Origin of the sequence: Kitasatospora sp. NPDC049258, from assembly GCF_040678895.1 — a bacterium.
Classification (GTDB): domain Bacteria; phylum Actinomycetota; class Actinomycetes; order Streptomycetales; family Streptomycetaceae; genus Kitasatospora.
In genome coordinates this window covers 36218-57022 of sequence record NZ_JBFAQT010000045.1, presented here as the reverse complement: position 1 = coordinate 57022, position 20805 = coordinate 36218, and the positions used below count along the sequence as shown (strand labels likewise).

At 73.7% G+C, this 20805-nt stretch carries 20 protein-coding genes and 3 tRNA genes; 11 read left to right on the top strand and 12 right to left on the bottom strand.

Annotated elements, in window-relative coordinates; genetic code table 11:
- Positions 1-217 precede the first annotated feature (217 nt).
- Positions 218-1423, top strand: coding sequence for an RNA polymerase sigma factor (locus AB0K43_RS27400; protein WP_363644306.1), 1206 nt, complete (start codon positions 218-220; stop codon positions 1421-1423).
- 32 nt (positions 1424-1455) lie between these two features.
- Here the strand turns inward: AB0K43_RS27400 and AB0K43_RS27395 are convergent, their stop codons facing one another.
- The 3 genes from AB0K43_RS27395 to AB0K43_RS27385 form a co-directional block, all read right to left on the bottom strand.
- The gene (locus tag AB0K43_RS27395; protein WP_363644304.1) at positions 1456-2856 is read right to left on the bottom strand and encodes a glutamate decarboxylase; all 1401 of its coding nucleotides are present in this window, start codon (positions 2854-2856) and stop codon (positions 1456-1458) included.
- A 96-nt stretch (positions 2857-2952) separates the two neighbouring features.
- Complete coding sequence (locus tag AB0K43_RS27390) at positions 2953-4386, bottom strand: FGGY family carbohydrate kinase (protein ID WP_363644302.1); 1434 nt, start codon at positions 4384-4386, stop codon at positions 2953-2955.
- Between the two features lie 87 nt (positions 4387-4473).
- Entirely contained in the window at positions 4474-4767 is a 294-nt protein-coding gene (locus tag AB0K43_RS27385; RefSeq protein ID WP_033822299.1) for a hypothetical protein, read from the bottom strand.
- 296 nt (positions 4768-5063) lie between these two features.
- Here AB0K43_RS27385 and AB0K43_RS27380 point away from each other — a divergent pair.
- Positions 5064-5139: transfer RNA gene (locus AB0K43_RS27380), tRNA-Asn, on the top strand.
- 33 nt (positions 5140-5172) lie between these two features.
- Positions 5173-5245 (top strand) — tRNA-Asn (locus tag AB0K43_RS27375).
- Positions 5246-5375: 130 nt separating this feature from the next.
- Here the strand turns inward: AB0K43_RS27375 and AB0K43_RS27370 are convergent.
- Positions 5376-6119 (bottom strand): trypsin-like peptidase domain-containing protein, encoded by a 744-nt coding sequence (locus tag AB0K43_RS27370; protein ID WP_363644300.1) that lies wholly within the window; start codon positions 6117-6119, stop codon positions 5376-5378.
- 261 nt (positions 6120-6380) lie between these two features.
- Here AB0K43_RS27370 and AB0K43_RS27365 point away from each other — a divergent pair.
- The 3 genes from AB0K43_RS27365 (at position 6381) to AB0K43_RS27355 (ending at position 8224) form a co-directional block, all read left to right on the top strand.
- Positions 6381-6454 (top strand) — tRNA-Ile (locus AB0K43_RS27365).
- A gap of 294 nt (positions 6455-6748) precedes the next feature.
- Positions 6749-7216, top strand: a complete 468-nt coding sequence (locus tag AB0K43_RS27360; protein ID WP_363644298.1) for a hypothetical protein — start codon at positions 6749-6751, stop codon at positions 7214-7216.
- A 21-nt stretch (positions 7217-7237) separates the two neighbouring features.
- Entirely contained in the window at positions 7238-8224 is a 987-nt protein-coding gene (locus AB0K43_RS27355; RefSeq protein WP_363644296.1) for a pyridoxal-phosphate dependent enzyme, read from the top strand.
- On the opposite strand, the gene AB0K43_RS27350 is transcribed toward AB0K43_RS27355, so the two are convergent.
- Together AB0K43_RS27350 and AB0K43_RS27345 are read right to left on the bottom strand one after the other, a co-directional pair.
- Positions 8211-9716, bottom strand: coding sequence for an LCP family protein (locus AB0K43_RS27350; protein ID WP_363644294.1), 1506 nt, complete (start codon positions 9714-9716; stop codon positions 8211-8213). The two genes, AB0K43_RS27355 and AB0K43_RS27350, sit on opposite strands and share 14 nt — an antisense overlap.
- A gap of 126 nt (positions 9717-9842) precedes the next feature.
- Positions 9843-10289, bottom strand: coding sequence for a MarR family transcriptional regulator (locus AB0K43_RS27345; protein ID WP_363644292.1), 447 nt, complete (start codon positions 10287-10289; stop codon positions 9843-9845).
- Positions 10290-10402: 113 nt separating this feature from the next.
- Here AB0K43_RS27345 and AB0K43_RS27340 point away from each other — a divergent pair, with 113 nt between their 5' ends.
- Entirely contained in the window at positions 10403-11422 is a 1020-nt protein-coding gene (locus AB0K43_RS27340; protein WP_363644290.1) for an NADP-dependent oxidoreductase, read from the top strand.
- A gap of 390 nt (positions 11423-11812) precedes the next feature.
- Entirely contained in the window at positions 11813-12307 is a 495-nt protein-coding gene (locus tag AB0K43_RS27335; protein WP_363644288.1) for a DUF3145 domain-containing protein, read from the top strand.
- Positions 12308-12384: 77 nt separating this feature from the next.
- Here the strand turns inward: AB0K43_RS27335 and fabF are convergent, their stop codons facing one another.
- From fabF to AB0K43_RS27310, 5 genes are all read right to left on the bottom strand, one after another.
- Positions 12385-13650: a beta-ketoacyl-ACP synthase II gene (gene fabF / locus AB0K43_RS27330; protein WP_363644286.1), complete on the bottom strand. Its 1266-nt coding sequence runs from the start codon at positions 13648-13650 to the stop codon at positions 12385-12387.
- Between the two features lie 99 nt (positions 13651-13749).
- Entirely contained in the window at positions 13750-13992 is a 243-nt protein-coding gene (locus tag AB0K43_RS27325) for an acyl carrier protein (protein ID WP_033825980.1), read from the bottom strand.
- A 72-nt stretch (positions 13993-14064) separates the two neighbouring features.
- Complete coding sequence (locus AB0K43_RS27320; RefSeq protein WP_363644284.1) at positions 14065-15096, bottom strand: beta-ketoacyl-ACP synthase III; 1032 nt, start codon at positions 15094-15096, stop codon at positions 14065-14067.
- The gene (locus tag AB0K43_RS27315; protein WP_363644282.1) at positions 15093-16037 is read right to left on the bottom strand and encodes an ACP S-malonyltransferase; all 945 of its coding nucleotides are present in this window, start codon (positions 16035-16037) and stop codon (positions 15093-15095) included. Before AB0K43_RS27315 ends, AB0K43_RS27320 begins: the two co-directional genes overlap by 4 nt.
- Positions 16038-16128: 91 nt before the next feature.
- Positions 16129-17325 (bottom strand): helix-turn-helix domain-containing protein, encoded by a 1197-nt coding sequence (locus AB0K43_RS27310; RefSeq protein WP_350641039.1) that lies wholly within the window; start codon positions 17323-17325, stop codon positions 16129-16131.
- A gap of 199 nt (positions 17326-17524) precedes the next feature.
- Between AB0K43_RS27310 and AB0K43_RS27305 the strand changes: the two genes are divergently transcribed.
- The gene (locus AB0K43_RS27305; RefSeq protein ID WP_363644280.1) at positions 17525-18301 is read left to right on the top strand and encodes a pirin family protein; all 777 of its coding nucleotides are present in this window, start codon (positions 17525-17527) and stop codon (positions 18299-18301) included.
- 31 nt (positions 18302-18332) lie between these two features.
- On the opposite strand, the gene AB0K43_RS27300 is transcribed toward AB0K43_RS27305, so the two are convergent.
- The gene (locus AB0K43_RS27300) at positions 18333-19166 is read right to left on the bottom strand and encodes a serine hydrolase domain-containing protein (protein ID WP_363644278.1); all 834 of its coding nucleotides are present in this window, start codon (positions 19164-19166) and stop codon (positions 18333-18335) included.
- Positions 19167-19272: 106 nt separating this feature from the next.
- On the opposite strand from AB0K43_RS27300, the gene AB0K43_RS27295 reads away from it, so the two are divergent.
- Both AB0K43_RS27295 and AB0K43_RS27290 read left to right on the top strand, forming a co-directional pair.
- Positions 19273-19740 carry a MerR family transcriptional regulator gene (locus tag AB0K43_RS27295; RefSeq protein WP_363644276.1) on the top strand — a complete coding sequence of 156 codons (468 nt, stop codon included), beginning with the start codon at positions 19273-19275 and terminating at the stop codon, positions 19738-19740.
- Positions 19737-20744 carry an aldo/keto reductase gene (locus AB0K43_RS27290; protein ID WP_363644274.1) on the top strand — a complete coding sequence of 336 codons (1008 nt, stop codon included), beginning with the start codon at positions 19737-19739 and terminating at the stop codon, positions 20742-20744. The genes AB0K43_RS27295 and AB0K43_RS27290 overlap by 4 nt, the downstream gene beginning before the upstream one ends.
- The last annotated feature ends 61 nt before the right edge of the window (positions 20745-20805 follow it).

Sequence of the window (20805 nt, the reverse complement as noted above, 5' to 3'; positions counted from 1 at the left end):
CTCACCACTCCCCTACCCTTCAGACTACGACCTCCTTTATCCTCGGGGGGGGGGGCGCCCCGCCCGCCCCCCCCGCCCCCGCGCCCCCCGCCCCCCCCCCCCCGGCCGTGCCCGCACTTCCGCCCCCCGCCACGGGTGGCGTCGGGCGCCCCGCTGGGTATCCCACTCCTGTGGTGCGGCGTCCCCCCAGCGCCGCCACGGCCGTGGAGGGATGCCCGTGGAGCTCGCCGCCGTCCGCCAGCACCGGGCCGCCGTGCCCGAGGAGACCACCGACCGGTCCGCCACCGATCGGCCTGCCGCCGAGCCGAGAGTGCCGGCCCAGGGCGGCCCGCCCGCGGCCGAGGAGCACGAGGGCGAAGGGCACGAGGGCGAGGAGCCCCCGGCCGAGGAGCCCCTGGCCGACGAGCACGAGACGCGGCCGCCCGGTGCGCCCGGTGCGCCCGGTGCGCCCGGTGCGCCCGGGGCGGCCCGGGCGGCCGATCCGCTGGACGAGGCCGCCGGCCCGGCCGCCGACCTGCTCCGCCAGTACCTGCGCGAGATCGGCCGGGTCCGGCTGCTCACCGCCGCCGAGGAGGTCGAGCTGGCCCGCCAGATCGAGGCCGGCCTGTTCGCGGAGGAGGCGCTGGACCGCACCCCCGCAGGCCCGGCCGCCGAGGACCCGGGGCTCGCCGACCAGCTGGACCGGCTGGTGGTGCTCGGCCGGATGGCCAAGCGCCGGCTGATCGAGGCCAACCTCCGGCTGGTGGTCTCGGTCGCCAAGCGCTACGTGGGCCGCGGGCTGACCCTGCTCGACCTGATCCAGGAGGGCAACGTCGGCCTGATCCGGGCGGTCGAGAAGTTCGACTACACCCGGGGCTACAAGTTCTCGACCTACGCCACCTGGTGGATCCGGCAGGCGATGAGCCGGGCGCTGGCCGACCAGGCCCGGACCATCCGGGTGCCGGTGCACGTGGTCGAGCTGATCAACCGGGTGCTGCGGGTGCAGCGGGCCATGATCCAGGAGTGCGGCCACGAGCCGACCGCCGCCGAGGTGGGCCTCGCCCTCCAGCTGCCCCCGGAGCGGGTCCGGGAGGTGCTGCGGCTGGCCCAGGAGCCGGTCTCGCTGCACACCCCGGTCGGGGCGGAGGAGGACGTGGCGCTGGGCGACCTGATCGAGGACGCGGACGCCGCCTCGCCCGTCGAGAGCGCCGCCTTCCTGCTGCTGCGCGAGCACCTGGAAGCCGTGCTGGCCACCCTCGGCGACCGCGAGCGGCAGGTCGTCCAGCTCCGCTACGGGCTGGACGACGGCCTCCCGCGGACCCTGGAGGAGATCGGCCGGCTGTTCGGCGTGACCAGGGAGCGGATCCGTCAGATCGAGGCCAAGACGCTGGCCAAGCTGCGCGCGCACGCCTGCGCCGAGCAGCTCCGCGGCTACCTGGACTAGGCCGTGTCCCACAGACAAGCCCTGGTGCCGCGTCAGTGGTGGAACGCGGACCGCGCCTCGACGCCCAGGGTGCTCAGCGGCGCCGGCTGGTTGCGCAGCTCGGGCATCAGCCGGGTGAGGTCCGCGAGCAGTAGGTCCGCCAGGTCGCGGGAGAAGCCGTTGCGGCAGACCACCCGCAGCACCGAGAGGTCGGTGCGGTCCGACGGGAAGGTGTACGCGGGCACCTGCCAGCCCCGCTCGCTCAACCGGCGGGAGACGTCGAACACGTCGAAGGGCTCCTCGCGGTTCGTGGTGAAGGCGAACACCGGCAGCTGGTCGCCCCTGGTCAGCAGCCGGAAGCCGAGCCGTTCGACCTCGCCGGCCAGATAGGTGGCGACGTCCCGGCAGGCCTGCTGGACCATCCGGAAGCCCTCCTGGCCGAGCCGCAGGAAGGCGTAGTACTGGGCCACCACCTCGGCCCCGGGGCGGGAGAAGTTGAGCGCGAAGGTCGGCATGTCGCCGCCCAGGTAGTTGACCTTGAAGACCAGCTCCTCCGGCAGCGCCTCCTTGTCCCGCCACAGCGCCCAGCCGACACCCGGGTAGACCAGCCCGAACTTGTGCCCCGAGGTGTTGATGGAGGCCACCCTGGGCAGCCGGAAGTCCCAGATCAGCTCCCGGTCCAGGAAGGGCGCCACCATGGCGCCGGAGGCGCCGTCCACGTGCACCGGGATGTCCAGGCCGGTGCGCTGCTGGAGGTCGTCCAGCGCCGCGCAGATCTCCGCGACCGGCTCGAAGGAGCCGTCGAAGGTGGAGCCGAGGATGCCGACCACGCCGATGGTGTTCTCGTCGCAGTAGGCCACGGCCTGCTCGGCGTCCAAGTGGTAGCGCTCGCCGGACATCGGCACCAGCCGGGGCTCCACCTCCCAGAAGTTGCAGAACTTGTCCCAGCAGACCTGGACGTTGATCCCCATCACCAGGTTCGGCCGGGCGCCGGCCGCGTACCGGTCGGCGTTGCGCCGCATCCAGCGCCGCTTGAGCGCCAGGCCGGCCAGCATGCAGGCCTCGCTGGATCCGGTGGTCGAGCAGCCGACCGCGCCGTCCGGGTCGGGGGCGTGCCAGAGGTCGGCCAGGATCGCCACGCAGCGCCGCTCCAGCTCGGCGGTCTGCGGGTACTCGTCCTTGTCGATCATGTTCTTGTCGCGGCACTCCGCCATCAGCCGGTCGGCGTACTCGTCCATCTGGGTGGTGACGAAGGTGGCCAGGTTGAGCTTGGCGTTGCCGTCCAGCATCAGCTCGTCATGGATCAGCTGGTACGCCACCGGCGGCATCACCGGGCCGTCCGCCAGCTTGTGCACCGGTGGTGCCGCGGACATCGAGCCGACCGGGTCGATCAGGCCGTGCAGCGGGCTGACCGACAGCCGCCGCTCGCTGCCGTCACCTTGGTGGAGTGCCATCCGGAGATCCCTTTCGCCGACCGGGCAGGACCTCCCACGCTGCCACCGCCGCAGACGCGGCGCACGCCCGGCGCCTGCGGCCGGGTGGCGCCGGGCTCAGCCCTTGGCCTCCGGGTGCACCTGGTCCCGGACGGCGGCGTACTGCTGGCGCACCGCGCCGCCCACGGCCAGGTCGTGCTCCTGGTCCGGCGCCAGGGTGGTCACCTCGGGCAGCTCCCAGTGCGGCGGCTCCGGGGTGCCGGCCAGCGCCCAGGCGGCCTGCCGGGCGACGCCCCGGGCCGCGTGGTCGCCCGGAGGCGGTATCACCACGGGCACGCCGAAGACCAGTGGAGCGATCTCCCGGACGGCGCCGAGCCGCCCGGCCGCGCCGAGCAGGAAGATCCGGCGCACCGCGACCCCGTGCGAGCGCAGCACGTCGACCGCGTCCGCGATGTTGCAGAGCATGCCCTCGACCGCGGCCCGGGCGAAGTGCTGCGGGGCCATCGACTCCATCCGCAGCCCGGTCAGGGTGCCGGCGGCGTGCGGCAGCTTGGGGGTGCGCTCGCCGTCCAGGTACGGCAGCAGCACCAGCCCGTACGCGCCGGGGGAGGACTGCAGGGCGAGGTCGCTCAGGCCCTCCAGGTCGGTGCCGAGCACGGTGGCGGTGGAGCGCAGCACCTGGGCCGCGTTGAGGGTGCCGACCATCGGCAGGTGGCGGCCGGTGGCGTCGGCGAAGGAGGAGATCAGGCCGGTCGGGTCGACCACCGCCCGGTCGTGCACCGCGAAGATGGTGCCGTTGCCGCCGAGCGAGACGACCGCGTCGCCGAGGCCGAGCCCGAGCCCGAGCGCGGCGGCCATGTTGTCCCCGGTGCCGGCCGAGATCAGCAGGCCCTCCGGGGTGTGCCCGGCGGGCTCGGCGGGGCCGAGCACGTCCGGCACCCGCAGCTCGTGGCCGACGGCCAGCTTGATCAGGTCCTGCCGGTACTCCCCGGTGATCGGCGACCAGTAGCCGGTGCCGGAGGCGTCGCCGCGGTCGGTGGTGCGCCGCTTGGGGCTGCCGAGCAGCTGCGAGACCAGCCAGTCGTGCGGCAGCAGCACCTCGGCGATCCGCTTGGCCGAGGCCGGCTCGAACTCGGCCAGCCAGCGCAGCTTGGCGATGGTGTACGTGGGCGCGGGCACCGCGGCGATCGCCTCCACCCACGGGCCGGGGCCGCCGAGCGCGTCCAGCAGCGCGGCGGCGGCACCGGCCGAGCGGGGGTCGTTCCACAGCAGCGCGGGGCGGACCAGCACCCCGCCGGCGTCCAGCCCGATCAGACCGTGCTGCTGCGCGCAGACACCGATCGCCCGGACCCCCTCCAGCAGCCCGCCGGCCGCCGCGTCGCCGAGCGAGTGCAGCCAGGTCTGCGGGTCGACCTCGGTGGTCCGGGCATCGACACCGTCGGGCAGCGGATGGGGCGCCTTCCCGGTGCGCAGGACGGCGCCGGTGTCTGAGTCGCACGCGACGATCCTGGTGCGAGTGGTGGAGCTGTCGATGCCCGCGACGATGGCCATACCGAGATCATGCCGCAGCGGGCGGCCGGGGGGCCGCCGCCCGTGGCAAGTGTTGCCCAGTCGGTACGGGATCCGGCCAGGGCCCGGTCACGGCCGGAAGGTGCCCCAGCTGTCGTCCGCCGACTGCCGCCGGGCGAAGTACGGCACCCGGTCGGTGACCGAGTCGGGCAGCTTCTCGCCGACCCGGTCGGCCACCGCGCCGGCGGCCCGGCCGGCGACCGCCCCCGCCTGCTGCTTGGCCTTGCCGGCGGCGTCCTGGACCTTGGGGTTCTGGGAGAACTGTCGGGCCGCACCGGCGAGCTGCTCGTACCGCTGCCGGCCGGCTCGGGCGCCCAGGACGTATCCGACCCCGACGCCCACGATCAACGTCAGTTTCCACATGCTCGGCTCCACCCTTCGTCGCGGTCTTTGCCGCATTGCTCTACCCGGCGGGCCGGGTGGTGAACCACCCGCCCGGTGGCGGGTCCGCTCCGGGCCTCCGCCGTTCACCAGCATCCCCGCCGGGCCGCCGGGGCGCGCGCGGGGCGCGCCGACCGGGCCGCCCCGGGCGGGACGGCGCGGGGTACGGCCGGGGGCCGGCGGAAAGCGATTGGCGGAACACCCCCCTGAGTGCGCTAATGTATGTCCCGCAGCGACCGCCGAAGGCCCGGAGGGATCCGGGACACAGGCAAGATCGATCCCCCATAGCTCAATTGGCAGAGCAGCCGACTGTTAATCGGCAGGTTATTGGTTCGAGTCCAATTGGGGGAGCCAGGACGGTCCCTCGTGGTCCGTCCCGCTGTGCGATCCCCCATAGCTCAATTGGCAGAGCAGCCGACTGTTAATCGGCAGGTTATTGGTTCGAGTCCAATTGGGGGAGCTTCGCCTCCACGGAGACGATCGGTGCAGAGCGACGGCCCCCCGTAGACCGGGGGGCTTTCGTGTTTCCCGGCCCGGCCGGGAGCCTGACGGTCGCTCGCGTGCCTGACGGCCGATCGGCTGTCCGAGGGTCAGGCGGTGGCCCGGCGGTAGAGGTCGGCCACCCGCTGGTCGAAGGCCACGCTGTAGGAGATCGCGTCGGTGTCCCCGCCCTCCTGGTAGCCGCCGATCACACCGACCACCTGGCCGTCCGCGGTGAGCCAGGGGCTCCCGCTGGTGCCCACGGTGTAGCCGGAGCACTCGAAGCGCTCCTGGGTGGCACTCTGCGCACCGGTCCGGGCGGAGCAGGTGACCGGGGCCTCGCCCTCGTGGGGGTAGCCGGTGACCGTGACCGGCAGGTCGGAGCCGAGGCCGAAGCCGAGCCGGTTCGCGCCGAGCAGGTCCTGGATCTGCCGGCCCTGCACCTCCTCCACGGTGAGGAAGGCCACGTCGTAGTCGGGATCCTCGCCCTGGCTCCAGCGCGGGTCCACGGTGACCGAGGCCACCGGCCAGACCCCGTACGGAGCCCGGCCCTCGCGGTAGCCGGGGGCGAAGACCAGGTCGTCGAAGCGGCCGCGCTCGGTGCTCTGCACGCAGTGCGCCGCGGTCACCAGCAGGTTGCGCCGGGGGCTGTCGACCACGCTCGCCGTGCACATCCGCGGGCCGGTCAGCTCGGCGAGGAAGAGCACGCCGATCCGGGTGTCGGTGGCCGCCGGCGGCACGGTGCGGGCCGCGGGCCCAGGGGTGGCGGGCGCCGCGGAGTCGGTGCCCGAGGTGCAGCCGGTGGCGAACTGCGCGGCCAGCAGCAGGGCCGCCGGGAGCAGCGCCCGCCGCACCGCTCGTTCCCTCCGGCCCATCCCGATCCCCGTACTCCCGCGCCGTGCCCGGCCGCCCGGTGGCGGCCCCGGGAGCAAGATCTATCAGCCCGGGCCGCCGGTCCGCCAGGCGGGTGCGGGGCAGGGCCCGCAGGGGGCGCACCCGGTTGCGCCCCCGGCGCGCACCGCAGGTGATCGACCGGCTATGCTGCCGGGGACGGCCCTGAGGGGCCGTCTGCTGCTGGAGCCGCCGACCTGTCGGCGCACCAGCCGGTCGAATCGGGGGCGGTAGCTCAGCCGGTTAGAGCAGGGGACTCATAATCCCTTGGTCGTGGGTTCGAGTCCCACCCGCCCCACCTCAGATGTGCTGCCCCGTCCGCCGAACACCCCGCCGATCTGCGGGGCCGACCTGACGGGAAGGCCCGAGCGTCTACCGCTGACTGTAGAGCAGGGCCGGGGCGTCGGGGCACCCGCCACGCCGTGGTTCACCCGGTGGGCGGACAGCTCGCGGCCGATCGGTCGGGGTGCCGACGCGGGGACAAGTCGTGGGCCGGCGGGTCGACTTGGCCACCCTTGTGGCTGATTGCCCGGATACCTGGTGCTGGGCACGCTTGGACGTGTCCGTCCTCGCCGACCCCGAAGGGGCGTCCATGACTGCCCGTGGCCCGCGTCCGTCCGTCCGACTCCTGGCCGCCGCGGCGGCCGTGCTCGCCTCGCTCACGCTCGCCGCTTCGGGGCCCGCCCGGGCAGCCGCCGGGCCGGGGGAGGCGCAGGGCCGTAGCCTGCGGGCCGATCAGGAGCTCGGGGCGGTGTTCGAGTTCGAGCCGGGCCAGTCGATCCGGTCGGCCCGGGCGATGCTGCTGATGCAGAGCGACGGCGATCTGGTGATCTACGACGAGTTCGGCCGGGTCCGCTGGGCCACCGGTACCGCGGGCCGGGGCCGGACGGCGCGGTTCCAGCAGGACGGGAACTTCGTGGTGTACTCGCGCGGCGGCCGGGCCGAGTGGGCCTCGCACACCGACGGCCACCCCGGCGCCCAGCTGGTCGTCCAGGACGACGGCAATGTGGTGATCTACGACGACGGCCGGCCGATCTGGGCCACCGGCACCGAGCACTGAGACCCTTCGTATGCTGGCGCGGTGCTCCCTCCCGCCGCGCCCCCTCCCGCCGCGCCCCGTCCCGGTGCGCTCCCGCCCGCCGCGCTCCCGCCCGCCGCGCTCCCGCCCGCCGTGCTGCCGACCCCGCTGACCGTCCTGGACGAGCCGGCCCTCGCCCGGCTCGGGGTGGAGCTGCGGCTCAAGCGGGACGACCTGGCGCACCCGACCGTGCCGGGCAACAAGTGGCGGAAGCTGGCGCCCAATCTGGAGCGGGCCCTCGCCGAGGGCCGGCGCGGGCTGCTGACGTACGGCGGGGCGTACTCGACCCACGTCCGGGCGGTGGCGGCCGCCGCGCGGGGGCTCGGGCTGGCGAGTGTCGGGGTGATCCGGGGCGAGGAGCTGGCCGCGGCGCCGCGGAACTGGTCGCTGCGGGCGGCGGAGGCGGCCGGGATGGTGCTGGAGTTCGTCCCGCGGTCGGCGTACCGGGAGCTGGCGGCCCGCGGCGGGGAGCCGCGGGAGGGGTTCCTGGAGCTGCCGGAGGGCGGGTCGAACGCGCTCGCGGTGCACGGGGCGGCGGTGGTCGCCGGGGAGCTGGCCCAGCAGCTGCCCGGCCTGGGGGAGCGGGACGTGGTGTGCTGCCCGGTCGGCACCGGCGGCACGCTGGCCGGGATCGCGGCCGGGCTGCCGCCGGGGGCGCGGGCGCTCGGCGTGGCGGTGCTGCGCGGCGAGGGCTACCTGGAGCGGGAGGTGGCGGGGCTGCACCGGGCCGGGTACGGGCGGGAGTTCGGCAACTGGCGGATCGAGCACGGCCACCACGGCGGCGGGTACGGCAGGGTGCCGGCCGACCTCGCGGAGTTCGCCGCCGCCTTCGAGCGGCGGCACGGGGTGCCGGTCGAGCGGCGGTACGTGGCCAAGGCGCTGTCGGCGGTGTACGGCCTGGCGGCGGCCGGGGGGTTGGCCGCCGGCACCAGGGTCACCGTGGTCGTCACCGGGCTCCCCGACCCGGGCGGCGACCTCAGCCGAAGCTGAGGTCCGCGCAGAGGTCGCTGTCGGCCGGGCGGGTGTTCTCGGTGATCCCGGTCGGGATGCCGGTGGGCAGCGTGGTGGGGACGCCGGTGGGCTGGCCGCCGTCGGCGCCGGGCTCGCGGCCGGCCGCGTAGTCCCGGCCGAGGGTGACGGTCAGGCCGTCGCTGCCCGGGTCGGCGCGCAGCTCGGCGCCGGGGAAGAGCTGGGCGAGCTGGGTGGCGGCGTCCTGCCGGCCCTCCGCGTACCCGATCAGGGTGGTGCGGCGGAAGGCCGCGTCCGGGCCGACCACGATCTTCTGGTAGCCCTTGGCCTTGAGGTCCGCCGCGGCCTGGCCGCCGAGCCCGGTGGACCGGGAGGCGTTGTGCACGGTCAGCGGGATGTCGCCGGCGGCCGGCGCGGCCGATGCGGTCGGCGCGGGGGACGCCGAGGCAGGGTCGGAGGGCGAGGCGGAGGCGGCCGGGTCGGCGGCCGACTGGCCGGTCAGCGTGCGGTCCTGCCGCAGCAGGCCCCAGAGGGTGTCCACGTCGGGGTGCACCAGCGCCACCCGGTCGCCCTGGTAGCGCCAGGGGACGGTGACGAAGGAGATGTCCGACAGGTCGATGTTCTGCAGGGTCTGGGCGAAGTCGGCGAGCTTGATCGCCGAACCGAGCTCGGGGTCCACGGTGAGCGCCTTGGTCGCGGCGTCGGCCAGTGGCAGCAGCGTGGTCGGGTTGAAGCCCTGGCTGCGGATCTTCTTGATCAGGGAGGAGAGGAAGGCCTGCTGCCGCTTCATCCGGCCGATGTCCGAGCCGTCCCCGAAGCCGTGGCGCGCGCGGACGTAGTCCAGGGCCTGCTGCCCGGAGACGGTCTGCAGGCCCTTGGTCAGGTGGATGCCGTACGAGTTGACGTTGTTGGGCACGCAGACGTCGACGCCGTGCACCGCGTCCGTCATCGCCGCGAAGCCCTTGAAGTCGACCACGACGGTGTGGTCGATCCGCAGCCCGGTCATCGCCTCGACGGTGTTCTGGGTGCACGCGGGGTTGCCCTGCGGGTACTCGCCGATCGTGAAGGCCGAGTTGAACATCTGGTTGTTCTTCGCGGTGGACCAGGCGCCGCTGGGCAGCTTGCAGGCCGGCACCGTGACCAGGGTGTCCCGGGGTATCGAGACGCCGACGGCGTGCTGGTGGTCCGCGTACACGTGCAGCAGGATCGCGGTGTCGGAGTGGCCGACGCCCTCGTCGCCGCCGCCGAGGTCGCTGTTGCCGTCCTGGCGGGTGTCGGAGCCGAGCAGCAGGATGTTCACCGGGCGGCCGCCGCCGCTGGCGGTGGGCCCGGCGGGCGGCCGGCTGGTGGCGATGCCGTCGGCCGAGAAGGTGCTGATGTTGTGGTCGAGGCGCTGGTAGAACCAGGCGCCGACGCCGGCGGTGCCGACCACCAGGACGGCGGCGGTGGCCCCCAGCCCGCGGGCTATTCGGGCGCGGGTGCCCCTGGCGGGCCGGCTCTTGGGGTCGGTCATCGGGTCAGCGCTCTCTGCAAGGTGTGGCAAACGCCACCGGTACACGTACGGTCCTGATGGAGTAGACGGTCCGGGAGCGTGTCCGGTTACACCTTTTGCTCGAACTTCTTCCCCCCGTCCCTGCGCTCAGCTGCCGGCGTCGGCGCCTTCGACCATCCTGCGCAGCAGGTCGCGCAGCTGGCGGCGCTCGTCCTCGGCCAGGGCGGCCAGCGGCTCGCGGGCGAAGTTCAGCGACTCGCGCAGCTCGTCGGTGGCCAGGCCGCCGGCCTCGGTGGCGGCCACCAGCTTGACCCGGCGGTCCAGCGGGTCGGCCTCGCGGGTCACGAACCCCCGGGACTCCAGCCGGTCCACGATGCCGGTGATGTTGGAGGGCTCGCAGGCCAGCGTCTGGGCGATGTGCCGCATCGGCATCGGGCCGCGCCGCAGCAGGCCGAGTACCTTGGCCTGGGCGCCGGTGAGCGAGCGGGCGGCGGCGGCCTCCTCGTACTCGCGGTGGAAGAGCGCGACCAGGCTCGCCATGAGGTCGACGACCTCGCGGGTGATCGCGTCGGCGGGCGGCTGCTGCTTCTCCATGGACACCACTCTAGCTGAACATTTGACAACGTGAACCTTTTATCCGCACGATTGCTTTAGTTGGTCAACCTTTCAGGCGGCCATCGATACCGATCACGCAAGGAGCTAAGGACATGGCAGAGCAGGCGACGCCCACCACCGGTCGCGAGTGGCAGCTGGCGGCCCGGCCCCAGGGCTGGCCGACCCCCGCGGACTTCGCGCTGGTCGAGGCCCCCGTCCGGCAGCCCGGTGCGGGCCAGATCCTGGTCCGCAACGCCTTCCTGTCGGTGGACCCGTACATGCGCGGCCGGATGAACGACGTGAAGTCCTACGTCCCGCCGTTCCGGCTCGGCGAGGCCATGGACGGCGGCGCGGTCGGCTACGTGGTGGCCTCCGAGGCCGAGGGCTTCGAGGTCGGCGACGCGGTGCTGCACGGGCTCGGCTGGCGCGAGTACGCGACCCTGGACGCCGCCCGCGCGGTGAAGGTGGACGCGGCGCTGGCCCCGCTCTCGTACTACCTCGGCGTGCTCGGCATGCCCGGCCTGACCGCCTACGCCGGCCTGCTGGAGGTCGCCTCCTTCCAGGAGGGCGACACCGTCTTCGTCTCCGGCGCGGCCGGTGCGGTCGGTTCGCTGGTCGGCCAGATCGCCCGGCTCAAGGGCGCCGGGCGGGTCATCGGCTCGGCCGGCTCCGCGGAGAAGATCGCCCACCTGGTGGACGGGTACGGCTTCGACGCCGCCTTCAACTACAAGGACGGGCCGGTCCTGGAGCAGCTCGCGGCGGCGGCGCCGGACGGCATCGACGTCTACTTCGACAATGTCGGCGGCGAGCACCTGGAGGCCGCGATCAGCGTCCTCAACCCGCACGGCCGCGCCACCCTGTGCGGCGCGATCGCCCAGTACAACGAGGCCGGGGCGCCGGTCGGCCCGCGCAACCTGGCCCTGGTGATCGGCAAGCGGCTGCGCCTGCAGGGCATGCTGGTCGGCGACCACGCGGCGCTGCAGCCGCAGTTCGTCGCCGAGCTGGCCGGCTGGCTGAAGGACGGCTCGCTGCGCTACGACGAGACCGTGGTGGAGGGCGTGGAGAACACCGCCGACGCCTTCATCGGCATGCTCCGCGGCGCCAACACCGGCAAGATGGTCGTCAAGCTCTGACCCCTGGCCACCCCTTGGTGGCTCCTTGGCGGCCCCTTGGTGGCCGGCCCGCCCCGTACGCCTCCCCGGCGTGCGGGGCGGTTCGGGTACGGGCGCTCGCGGCGGCCGCACCCGGGTGATCCGACGGACCGTCATCCGCCCTGCGCCGCCCGCCGATAGCGTGGCCGGGCAGGCCCTCGACGGGCGATAGGTCCGTTCGGGGGAGAGATCCCGGGGAGGGGTGGACCTCCCCGGGGATCCGACTAACATTGGGTGAAAGCTTGTCCGTTTTGCTCAATTTGATGACCTAATGTCGAATAAGTTGAGCTTCACGGGGGTAAACGGTACCTACCGGCGATGGGCACGAGGCAGCTGGGGAAGGCGACCCTCGTCCACAGCCTGGAGGTCCCGGTGTCGACACGTGGAGTCCTGTACATCCACTCCGCGCCCCGCGCGCTGTGCCCGCATGTCGAGTGGGCGGTCGCGGGCGTGCTCGGTGTGCGCGTCAGCCTCGACTGGATCCGGCAGCCCGCCGCACCCGGTCACTGGCGGGCCGAGCTGTCCTGGCAGGGCGAGCCCGGCACGGCCTCCCGGCTGGCCTCCGCCCTGCGCGGCTGGCAGCTGATCCGCTACGAGGTCACCAGCGAGCCCTGTGCCACGGCCGAGGGCGAGCGCTACAGCAGCACGCCCAGCCTCGGCATCTTCCACGCCGTCACCGGGATGCACGGCGACATCCTGATCCCGGAGGACCGGCTGCGCGCCGTCCTGCTGCGCTCCCGGAACGAGGGCGGTGACCTGGAGGCGGAGCTCGCCCGGCTGCTCGGCAAGCCCTGGGACGACGAGTTGGAGCCGTTCCGGTACGCCGGCGAGGGCGCGCCGGTGCGCTGGCTGCACCAGGTGGTCTGAGCGTACGTCGGGGAAAGGCCGGGGCCCCGTCCGCGAGGTGATCGCGGACGGGGCCCCGGCCCTTGGCTGCGGCAGGCTCAGACGGTGCGGAAGGCCAGCACCACGTTGTGGCCGCCGAAGCCGAACGAGTTGTTGATCGCGGCGATCTGGCCGGCGGGCAGCTTGCGGGGCTCGCCGGTGACGATGTCCGCGTCGATGTCGTCGTCCAGCTGCTCGACGTTGATGGTCGGCGGGGCCAGGCGGTGGTACAGCGCCAGCACGGTGGCGACGGTCTCGATGCCGCCGGCGCCGCCCAGCAGGTGACCGGTCATGGACTTGGTCGCGGAGATCGCGACGTGGTCCAGGTGCTCGCCGAGCTCCTTGCGGAGCGCCTTGATCTCGGCGGTGTCGCCCTGCGGGGTGGAGGTGGCGTGCGCGTTGACGTGCACGACCTCGGCCTTGTCCAGCTCGCTGCGCTCGAACAGGTCGGCGATCGCGCGGGCCACGCCGGCGCCGGTGGGCTCCGGCTGGGCGATGTGGTGGGCGTCCGAGGACAGGCCCTGGCCGACGGCCTCGCAGTAGATCCGGACGCCGCGGGCGGCGGCGTGCTCCGCCGACTCCAGCACGACCACGCCGGCGCCCTCGCCGAGCACGAAGCCGTCCCGGCCCTTGTCGTACGGGCGGGAGGCGTGCTCGGGGTCGTCGTTGTTCTTGGACATCGCCATCATGTTGGAGAAGGCGACGATCGGCAGCGGGTGGATCGCCGCCTCGGTGCCGCCGGCCACCACGACGTCGGCGCGGCCGGAGCGGATCATCTCGATCGCGTAGCCGATCGCCTCGGCGCCGGAGGCACAGGCGGAGACGGGGGTGTGCACACCGGCGCGGGCGCCGACCTCCAGGCCGACGTTGGCGGCCGGGGAGTTGGGCATCAGCATCGGCACGGTGTGCGGGGAGACCTTGCGCACGCCCTGCTGCTTGAGCACGTCGTACTGGTCCAGCAGGGTGGTGACACCGCCGATGCCGGAGGCGATCACGGTGCCCAGGCGCTCGGGGGCGAGCTTGGAGGACAGATCGGTGGCCGGGGTCTCGAAGCCCGCGTCGGCCCAGGCCTCGCGGGCCGCGATCAGCGCGAACTGCGCGGAGCGGTCCAGCTTGCGGGCCAGCGGGCGGGGCAGGATCTCGCCCGGCTCCACGGCGGTGCGGGCGGCGATCCGGACCGGCAGGTCGGCGGCCCACTCCTCGGTCAGTGCGGCGACCCCGGAACGGCCGGCGAGCAGGCCCTCCCAGAACGAGGCGGCGTCGCCGCCCAGCGGCGTGAAGGCGCCGATACCCGTGACGACCACGGTGCGGTTTTCAGCGGTCACTGGTTTCTTCTTCTCTCACGTGTTCAGGGGAGGGGCGAGCTGAGGGGGAGGGGGTGGGTGGCCGGGGTGCACGGGGCACCCCGGCCGGTCAGCCATGGGTCAGCTGTTGGCGATGATGAAGTCCACCGCGTCGCCGACGGTCTTGAGGTTCTTGACCTCGTCGTCCGGGATCTTCGCGCCGAAGCGCTCCTCGGCAGCCACGACGACCTCGACCATGGACAGCGAGTCGACGTCCAGGTCGTCGGTGAAGGACTTGTCGAGCTCGACGTCCTCGGCCGGGATGCCGGCGATCTCGTTGACGATCTCGGCGAGACCGGCCAGAACCTCGTCCTTGGTAGCCATAGTGGCTGCTCCTCTTCGGTGTTGACAGCGAGCGGTCCGGCGGACCGTCGCGTGCTTGTGGTGGCGTGTTGCCTAGGGGAGGGTAACGACTGCGGCCGCGTAGACCAGACCCGCCCCGAACCCGATGATCAGTGCCAGGTCGCCGCTCTTCGCCGCACCGCTCTCCAGCATGCGTTCCATCGCCAGCGGGATGGAGGCGGCCGAAGTGTTACCGGTCTCGACGATGTCCCGGGCGACGGGCACCGAGTCGGGAAGCTTGAGCGCCTTGATCATGGCGTCGGTGATCCGCATGTTGGCCTGGTGCGGGATGAAGGCGCCGAGCTGGTCGGCGCTGATGCCGGCCGCGTCCAGCGCCTGCTGGGCGACCTTGGCCATCTCCCAGACCGCCCAGCGGAAGACGGTCTGACCCTCCATCCGCAGGGCCGGCCACTTGATCTCCTCGCCGGCGCCGTTGACGGCGTCCTCCTTGGCGAAGGCGGTGTCCCAGGCCTGGGTCTGCGAGATGACGTCGCGCTGCGCGCCGTCCGAGCCCCAGATCACCTTGCCGATGCCGGGGGCGTCGGCCGGGCCGACCACGGCCGCGCCGGCGCCGTCACCGAAGATGAAGGCGGTCGAGCGGTCCGAGGTGTCGGTCAGGTCGCTGAGCCGCTCGACGCCGATCACCAGCACGTACTCGGCGCTGCCGCCGCGCACCATGCCGTCGGCCAGGCCCAGGCCGTAGCCGAAGCCGGCGCAGGCGGCCGAGATGTCGAAGGCCGGGGCGGTGCCGCAGCCGAGCCGCTCGGCGATCTCGGTGGCGATGGCCGGGGTCTGCTTGAGGTGCGAGACGGTCGCGACGATCACGCCGCCGATCTGCTCGGGCGCGATGCCGGCCTGGGCGATCGCCTTGCCGGCCGCCTGCACCGACATCTCGGCGACGGTCTCCTCCGGGCCGGCCCAGCGGCGCTCGGCGATGCCGCTGCGGGAGCGGATCCACTCGTCCGAGGACTCGATCCAGTTGAGCACCTCGGCGTTGGGGATCACCCGGACCGGGCGGTAGCCGCCGACACCGTGGATCCGCGCGAACTGGGCGCCGGTGGCGGGCTTGATCTGCGGGGTGGTCATGCGTCGTTCTCCTGACCGCCGTGCTCCGCGACGAGCTCACGGGCCTTGTCGAGATCGGCGGGGGTCTTCAGGGCCAGCGTCGCGACACCCTTGACGTTGCGCTTGACCAGGTTGGTGAGGGTGCCGGCCGGGGACAGCTCGATCACGGCCGTCGCGCCCAGCTGCTGCAGGGTCTCCATGCAGAGGTCCCAGCGGACCGGGTTGGAGACCTGGGCCACCAGCCGGGCGAGCACCTCTGCGCCGGAGTCGACCACCTCGCCGTCCTTGTTGGAGACGTAGGTGACCAGCGGGTCGGCCGCGCTCAGGGTCGGCGCCAGCTTGGCCAGCCGCTCGACCCCGGGGGCCATGTGCTCGGTGTGGAAGGCGCCGGCCACCTTGAGCGGGATCAGCCGGGCGCCGGCCGGCGGGTCGGCCTTGAGCGCCGCCAGCTGCTCCAGCGTGCCGGCGGCCACCAGCTGCCCGCCGCCGTTGTTGTTGGCCGCGGTCACCCCGTGCTCGGCGAACTTCGCGGCCACCACCTCCGGGTCGCCGCCGAGCACGGCGGCCATCCCGGTCGCGGTCCGGGCGGCGGCGTCGGCCATGCCCAGGCTGCGCTCGCGGACGAAGGTCAGCGCGTCCTCGGGGGTCAGCACCCCGGCCAGCGCGGCCGCGGTGATCTCGCCGACGCTGTGGCCGGCCAGGGCGCCCACCAGCTCGCTCGGTGCGGGGCCGTCGGCGAACAGCACCCCGGCGGTCAGCAGGCCGGCCGCGACCAGCAGCGGCTGGGCCACCGCGGTGTCCTTGATCTCTTCCTCGGAAGCCTCGGTGCCGTAGCGGACCAGGTCGAGGCCGGCCACCGAGGACCACTGCCGCAGCCGGTCGGCAGCGCCGTCCAGTTCAAGCCAGGGGTTGAGGAAGCCGGGAGTCTGGGCACCCTGTCCAGGGGCGACGATTACGAGCACGGTTCAACCCTCTCTCGCCGGACGCCCGGGGGCGGGTAGGCGACGGTAACGAAGAAAAGCACGTCGGCTTGTGGAGTCTCCACAGTGCCCCTCAGCCCTGCTCGGCCGCCGTACCGAGGCGACCCAGCGCCAGGGCGATCCGCAGGGTGAAGGCCGAACGTACGTCGGACGGAGCATAGCCGGTGACGTCGGTCACACGACGCAGCCGGTAGCGCACGGTGTTGGGGTGGACGAAGAGCATCCGGGCGGCCCCTTCGAGCGAGGACGCCTGCTCCAGGTACACGCTCAGGGTCTCCAGCAGCGCCGAACCGGCCTCCTCCAGCGGTGTGTAGATCTCCTCCACCAGCTGGTGCCGGGCCACCTCGTCCCCGGCCAGCGCCCGCTCCGGCAGCAGGTCGTCGGCCAGCACCGGGCGCGGGGCGTCCGGCCAGGCGGCGCAGGCCCGCAGGCCGGCGGCGGCCGCGTGCGCGGAGCGGGTCGCCGAGAGCAGGTCGCCCACGGTCGGGCCGACCACCACCGGGCCGGGGGCGAACTGGCCGATCAGCGCCCGGGCCGCGTGCACCGGCTCCTTGTCGCCGCCGACCACCACCACCAGCCGCCGGCCCAGCACCCCGGTCAGCACGTGCAGTTTGGCGTACCGGGCGGCCCGGCGGATCGCCTCCACCACCAACTCGCTGTCGCCGTCCGGCGCGCTGCCCATCACCACCCGGACCTGCTTGGGCTGGCCCCAGCCGAGCGCCGCCGCGCGCGACAGCACGCCCTCGTCGGCGTCGCCGGACAGCAGCGAGTTGACGACCAGTGCCTCCAGCCGGGCATCCCAGGCGCCGCGGGCCTCGGCGGCCTGGGCGTAGACCTGGGCGGTCGCGAAGGCGATCTCGCGGGCGTACACCAGGACCGACTCGCGCATCCCGGCCTCGTCGCCCGGGGCGGCCACCTCCTCGATGGCCTCCTCCATCACCTCGATGGTGGTGCGGATCAGCTCCACGGTCTGCCGCAGGGTGATCGCCCTGGTCAGCTCGCGCGGGGCGGTGCCGAACACGTCCGTACTGATCGCCTGCGGCGCCTCGGGGTGCCGGTACCACTCGGTGAAGGCCGCGATACCGGCCTGCGCCACCAGGCCGATCCAGGACCGGTGCTCCGGCGGCATCCGCCGGTACCAGGCCAGCTGGTCGTCCATCCGGGCGATCGCGGCCGTCGCGAGCTTTCCGGCGGACTTCTCCAGCCGCTTGAGGGTCGCGACGCGCAACTCCGCCCGTTCGGCGGCGAGCTTGCGCTCCTGCGCCGTCAGCCGGCCGGTCCGGCCGGTGGCCGGCGGCTTGGCGGCGGCAGCTGGACGCGCGGGCGCCGCCTTCTTGGCGGCGGACTTCTTGTCGGGACTCGCTGAAGCGGCTGGCACAGGACAAGACTGCCTCACCGGAGGACATGCTGGTGCACACCCCCGCCCGAACCACCGGGTGGGGCAGGTCACACCCGTTACGGTGGGCACCGTGACCGACACCCGAGAGCGCCCCCGCGCCGACCTGCGCCGGGCTCCCGAACGCTACCTCTCCACCCCGGCCGCGGGCATCGAGACCAGGCACGCCTTCTCCTTCTCCGGGCACTACGACCCGAGGAACACGCACTTCGGCGCGCTGCTCGCCTGCAACGAGGAGACCCTCGCCCCCGGCGCGGGGTACGAGCAGCACCGGCACCGCGACACCGAGCTGCTGACCTGGGTGCTCTCCGGCGCCCTGGCGCACCGGGACGACGACGGGCACGCCGGAGTGGTCCGCCCTGGCATGCTCCAGCACCTGAGCGCCGGCCGCGGGGTGACGCACACCGAGCGCAACGTCGGCGGCGCCGCGGAGCCGGTCCGCTTCGTCCAGTTCTGGCTCCAGCCCGACGAGTTCGGCGCCCCGCCGGGGTACGGGCTGCGCCGGGTCGAGCCGGCGCCGGGCGGGCTGACGGTGCTCGCCGCCGGGAAGGACCGGCCGGCCGGCCCCGACGCGCTGCGGCTGCGCCGCAGCGACGCCGCCCTGCACCTGGTCACCGCCGGCCCCTGGCAGCCGCTGCCCGAACTCCCGCCGGCCCCGTACCGCTACGCGCATCTGACGGCGGGTTCGGTCGGCTACCGCACGGTGCCCGGCCCGCAGGGCGGCGGCCGCTCGCTGGAGCCGGGGGACAGCGTCCGGATCACCGGCCCGGCCTTCGCCGACCCGGTGGCCGGGCCACAGGGCGCCGAACTGCTGCTGCTGGAGATGCACGGCACCCTGCTGCTGGGGTGAGCCCGGGCCAGCAGCAGGGCCGGCGGCCGGGTCAGCCGCGCAGCTCGGCCAGCACCGCGTCGGTGAACCGCGGCCACACCTCGGCGGCCCAGGGGCCGAAGTCACGGTCGGTCAGGGCGACGCAGGCCGCACCGGCCTGCGGGTCGACCCACAGGAAGGTGCCGGACTGGCCGAAGTGGCCGAAGGTGGCCGCCGAGCTGGTGGTGCCGGTCCAGTGCGGGGCCTTGTCGGCGCGGATCTCGAAGCCGAGGCCCCAGTCGTTCGGCCGGCGGTGGCCGAACCCCGGGAGCACGCCGCTGGTGCCGGGGAAGGCCACCTCGCGGGTGGCGGCCCGCACCGTGGACGGGTCGAGCAGCCTGGGTGCCTGCAACTCGGCGGCGAACAGCGCGAGATCGGCCGCCGTGGACAGGCCGCCCGCGCCGGCCGGCGAGCGGTGTGCGGTGTTGATCAGGGTGGACCGCATGCCGAGCGGCTCGAACACGGCCTCGGCCGCGTACTTCCCGAACTCGATCCCGGCGGCCTCGGACAGGGTCTTCGCCAGCACGTCGAAGCCGGCGTTCGAGTACAGCCGCCGCTCACCGGGCGGGGCCATCACCCGGTGCTCGTCGAAGGCCAGCCCCGAGGTGTGCGCCAGCAGGTGCCGGACGGTGGAGCCCTCGGGGCCGGCCGGGTCGTCCAGCTCGAAGACGCCCTCCTCGACCGCGACCAGCACCGCGTACGAGGTGAGCAGCTTGGTCACCGACGCCAGCGGGAACAGGTGCTGCTGCGGACCGTGCCCGCCCAGCACCGCACCGTCGACGCCCCGCACCACCGCGACCGCCGCGTTCGGCACCGGCCAGTCCTCGATCATCCGCAAGCTCTGCATGGCTCGAACTCTAGCCATTCGCGGACGCCGTTCGCGTGGCAGGCTTGCTTGGAGTGCACTCCAACTCAGTAGCTTCATAGCCGTCGCCGATCACCGGGGGTCAGACATGGCAACGCTCGCACCGATCTCGATCGACCCGCGCGGTTGCGGGGAGGCGTACAACCGGCCCAGCCCGGACCCGGACCGCACCCCGCGGCACCCGATCAGCGAGGTCGCCGCGGCCAGCGGCCTGACCGCGCACACCCTGCGCTGGTACGAGCGGATCGGCCTGCTCGAAGCGGTCGACCGCTCCTACGCGGGCCAGCGGCGCTACAGCGACGCGGACCTCGCCCGGCTGGCCTTCCTCGGCCGGCTGCGGCTGACCGGGATGCCGGTCGCGGACATGCTCCGGTACGTGGAGCTGGTCCGGGCCGGCGACCACACCTACGACGACCGGCGCGAGCTGCTGGTCGCGCACCGCGAGGAGGTGCGGCAGCGGCTCGCCGACCTGCACGCGACCCTCGCGGTCCTCGACTACAAGATCGACCTGTACTCACGCCTCCCCGACGCAGGGGAGCAGAAGGAGAGCGCATGACGACCCTCCCCACCACCGCACTCGGCAGCGCCGGGCCCGTCGTCGGGATCCAGGGCCTGGGCTGCATGGGCATGAGCGAGTTCTACGGACCGACCGACACCGCCGAGGCGCTCGCCACCCTGGACGCCGCGCTGGAGCTGGGTGTCACCCTCTTCGACACCGCCGACGTCTACGGCTCCGGCCACAACGAGGAGCTGATCGGCCCGTTCGTCCGGGCCAACCGCGACCGGGTGGTGCTGGCGACCAAGTTCGCCATCGAGCGCCGCGCCGACGACCCGGCCTACCGCGGCGTGCGCAACGACCCCGCCTACATCCGGACCGCCGTCGAGGCCTCGCTGCGCCGGCTGGGCGTCGAGACCATCGACGTCTACTACATGCACCGCCGCGACCCCCGGGTGCCGCTGGCCGAGTCGGTCGGCGCGATGGCCGAGCTGGTGCAGGCCGGCAAGGTCCGCCACCTGGGCCTGTCCGAGGTGACCGGGGACGAGCTGCGCGAGGCGCACGCCGTGCACCCGATCGCCGCCCTGCAGTCGGAGTGGTCGGTCTTCTCCCGGGACGTGGAGCACACCGCGGTGCCGGCCGCGGCCGAGCTGGGGGTGGCCTTCGTGCCGTACTCGCCGCTCGGGCGGGGCTTCTTGACCGGCGCCTTCACCGCCGCCGAGCAGCTCAGCGAGGGCGACTACCGGCGCAGCCACCCGCAGTTCAGCGGGGCCAACGCCGAGCGCAACGCGCAGCTGGTGGCGCCGATCCAGAAGATCGCCGCCGAGCGCGGGGTCTCCGCCGCCCAGGTCGCGCTGGCCTGGGTGCACCAGAGGGCCGAGGTGCACGGTCTGACCGTGGTGCCGATCCCGGGCACCCGCAAGCGCTCCCGGCTGGCGGAGAACACCGCGGCCGCGACGCTGAAGCTGACCGCCACCGAGCTGGTCGAGCTGGAGCCGGTCGCCGGCCAGGTCACCGGTGACCGGTACGCCGACATGACCTTCACCTCGGCAGGCCGCGAGTGAGCGTCGACGGCCGATGAGCGCCGAGCGCGCGTGACCGCCGGCGGGGCGGGGCCGGTGCGCC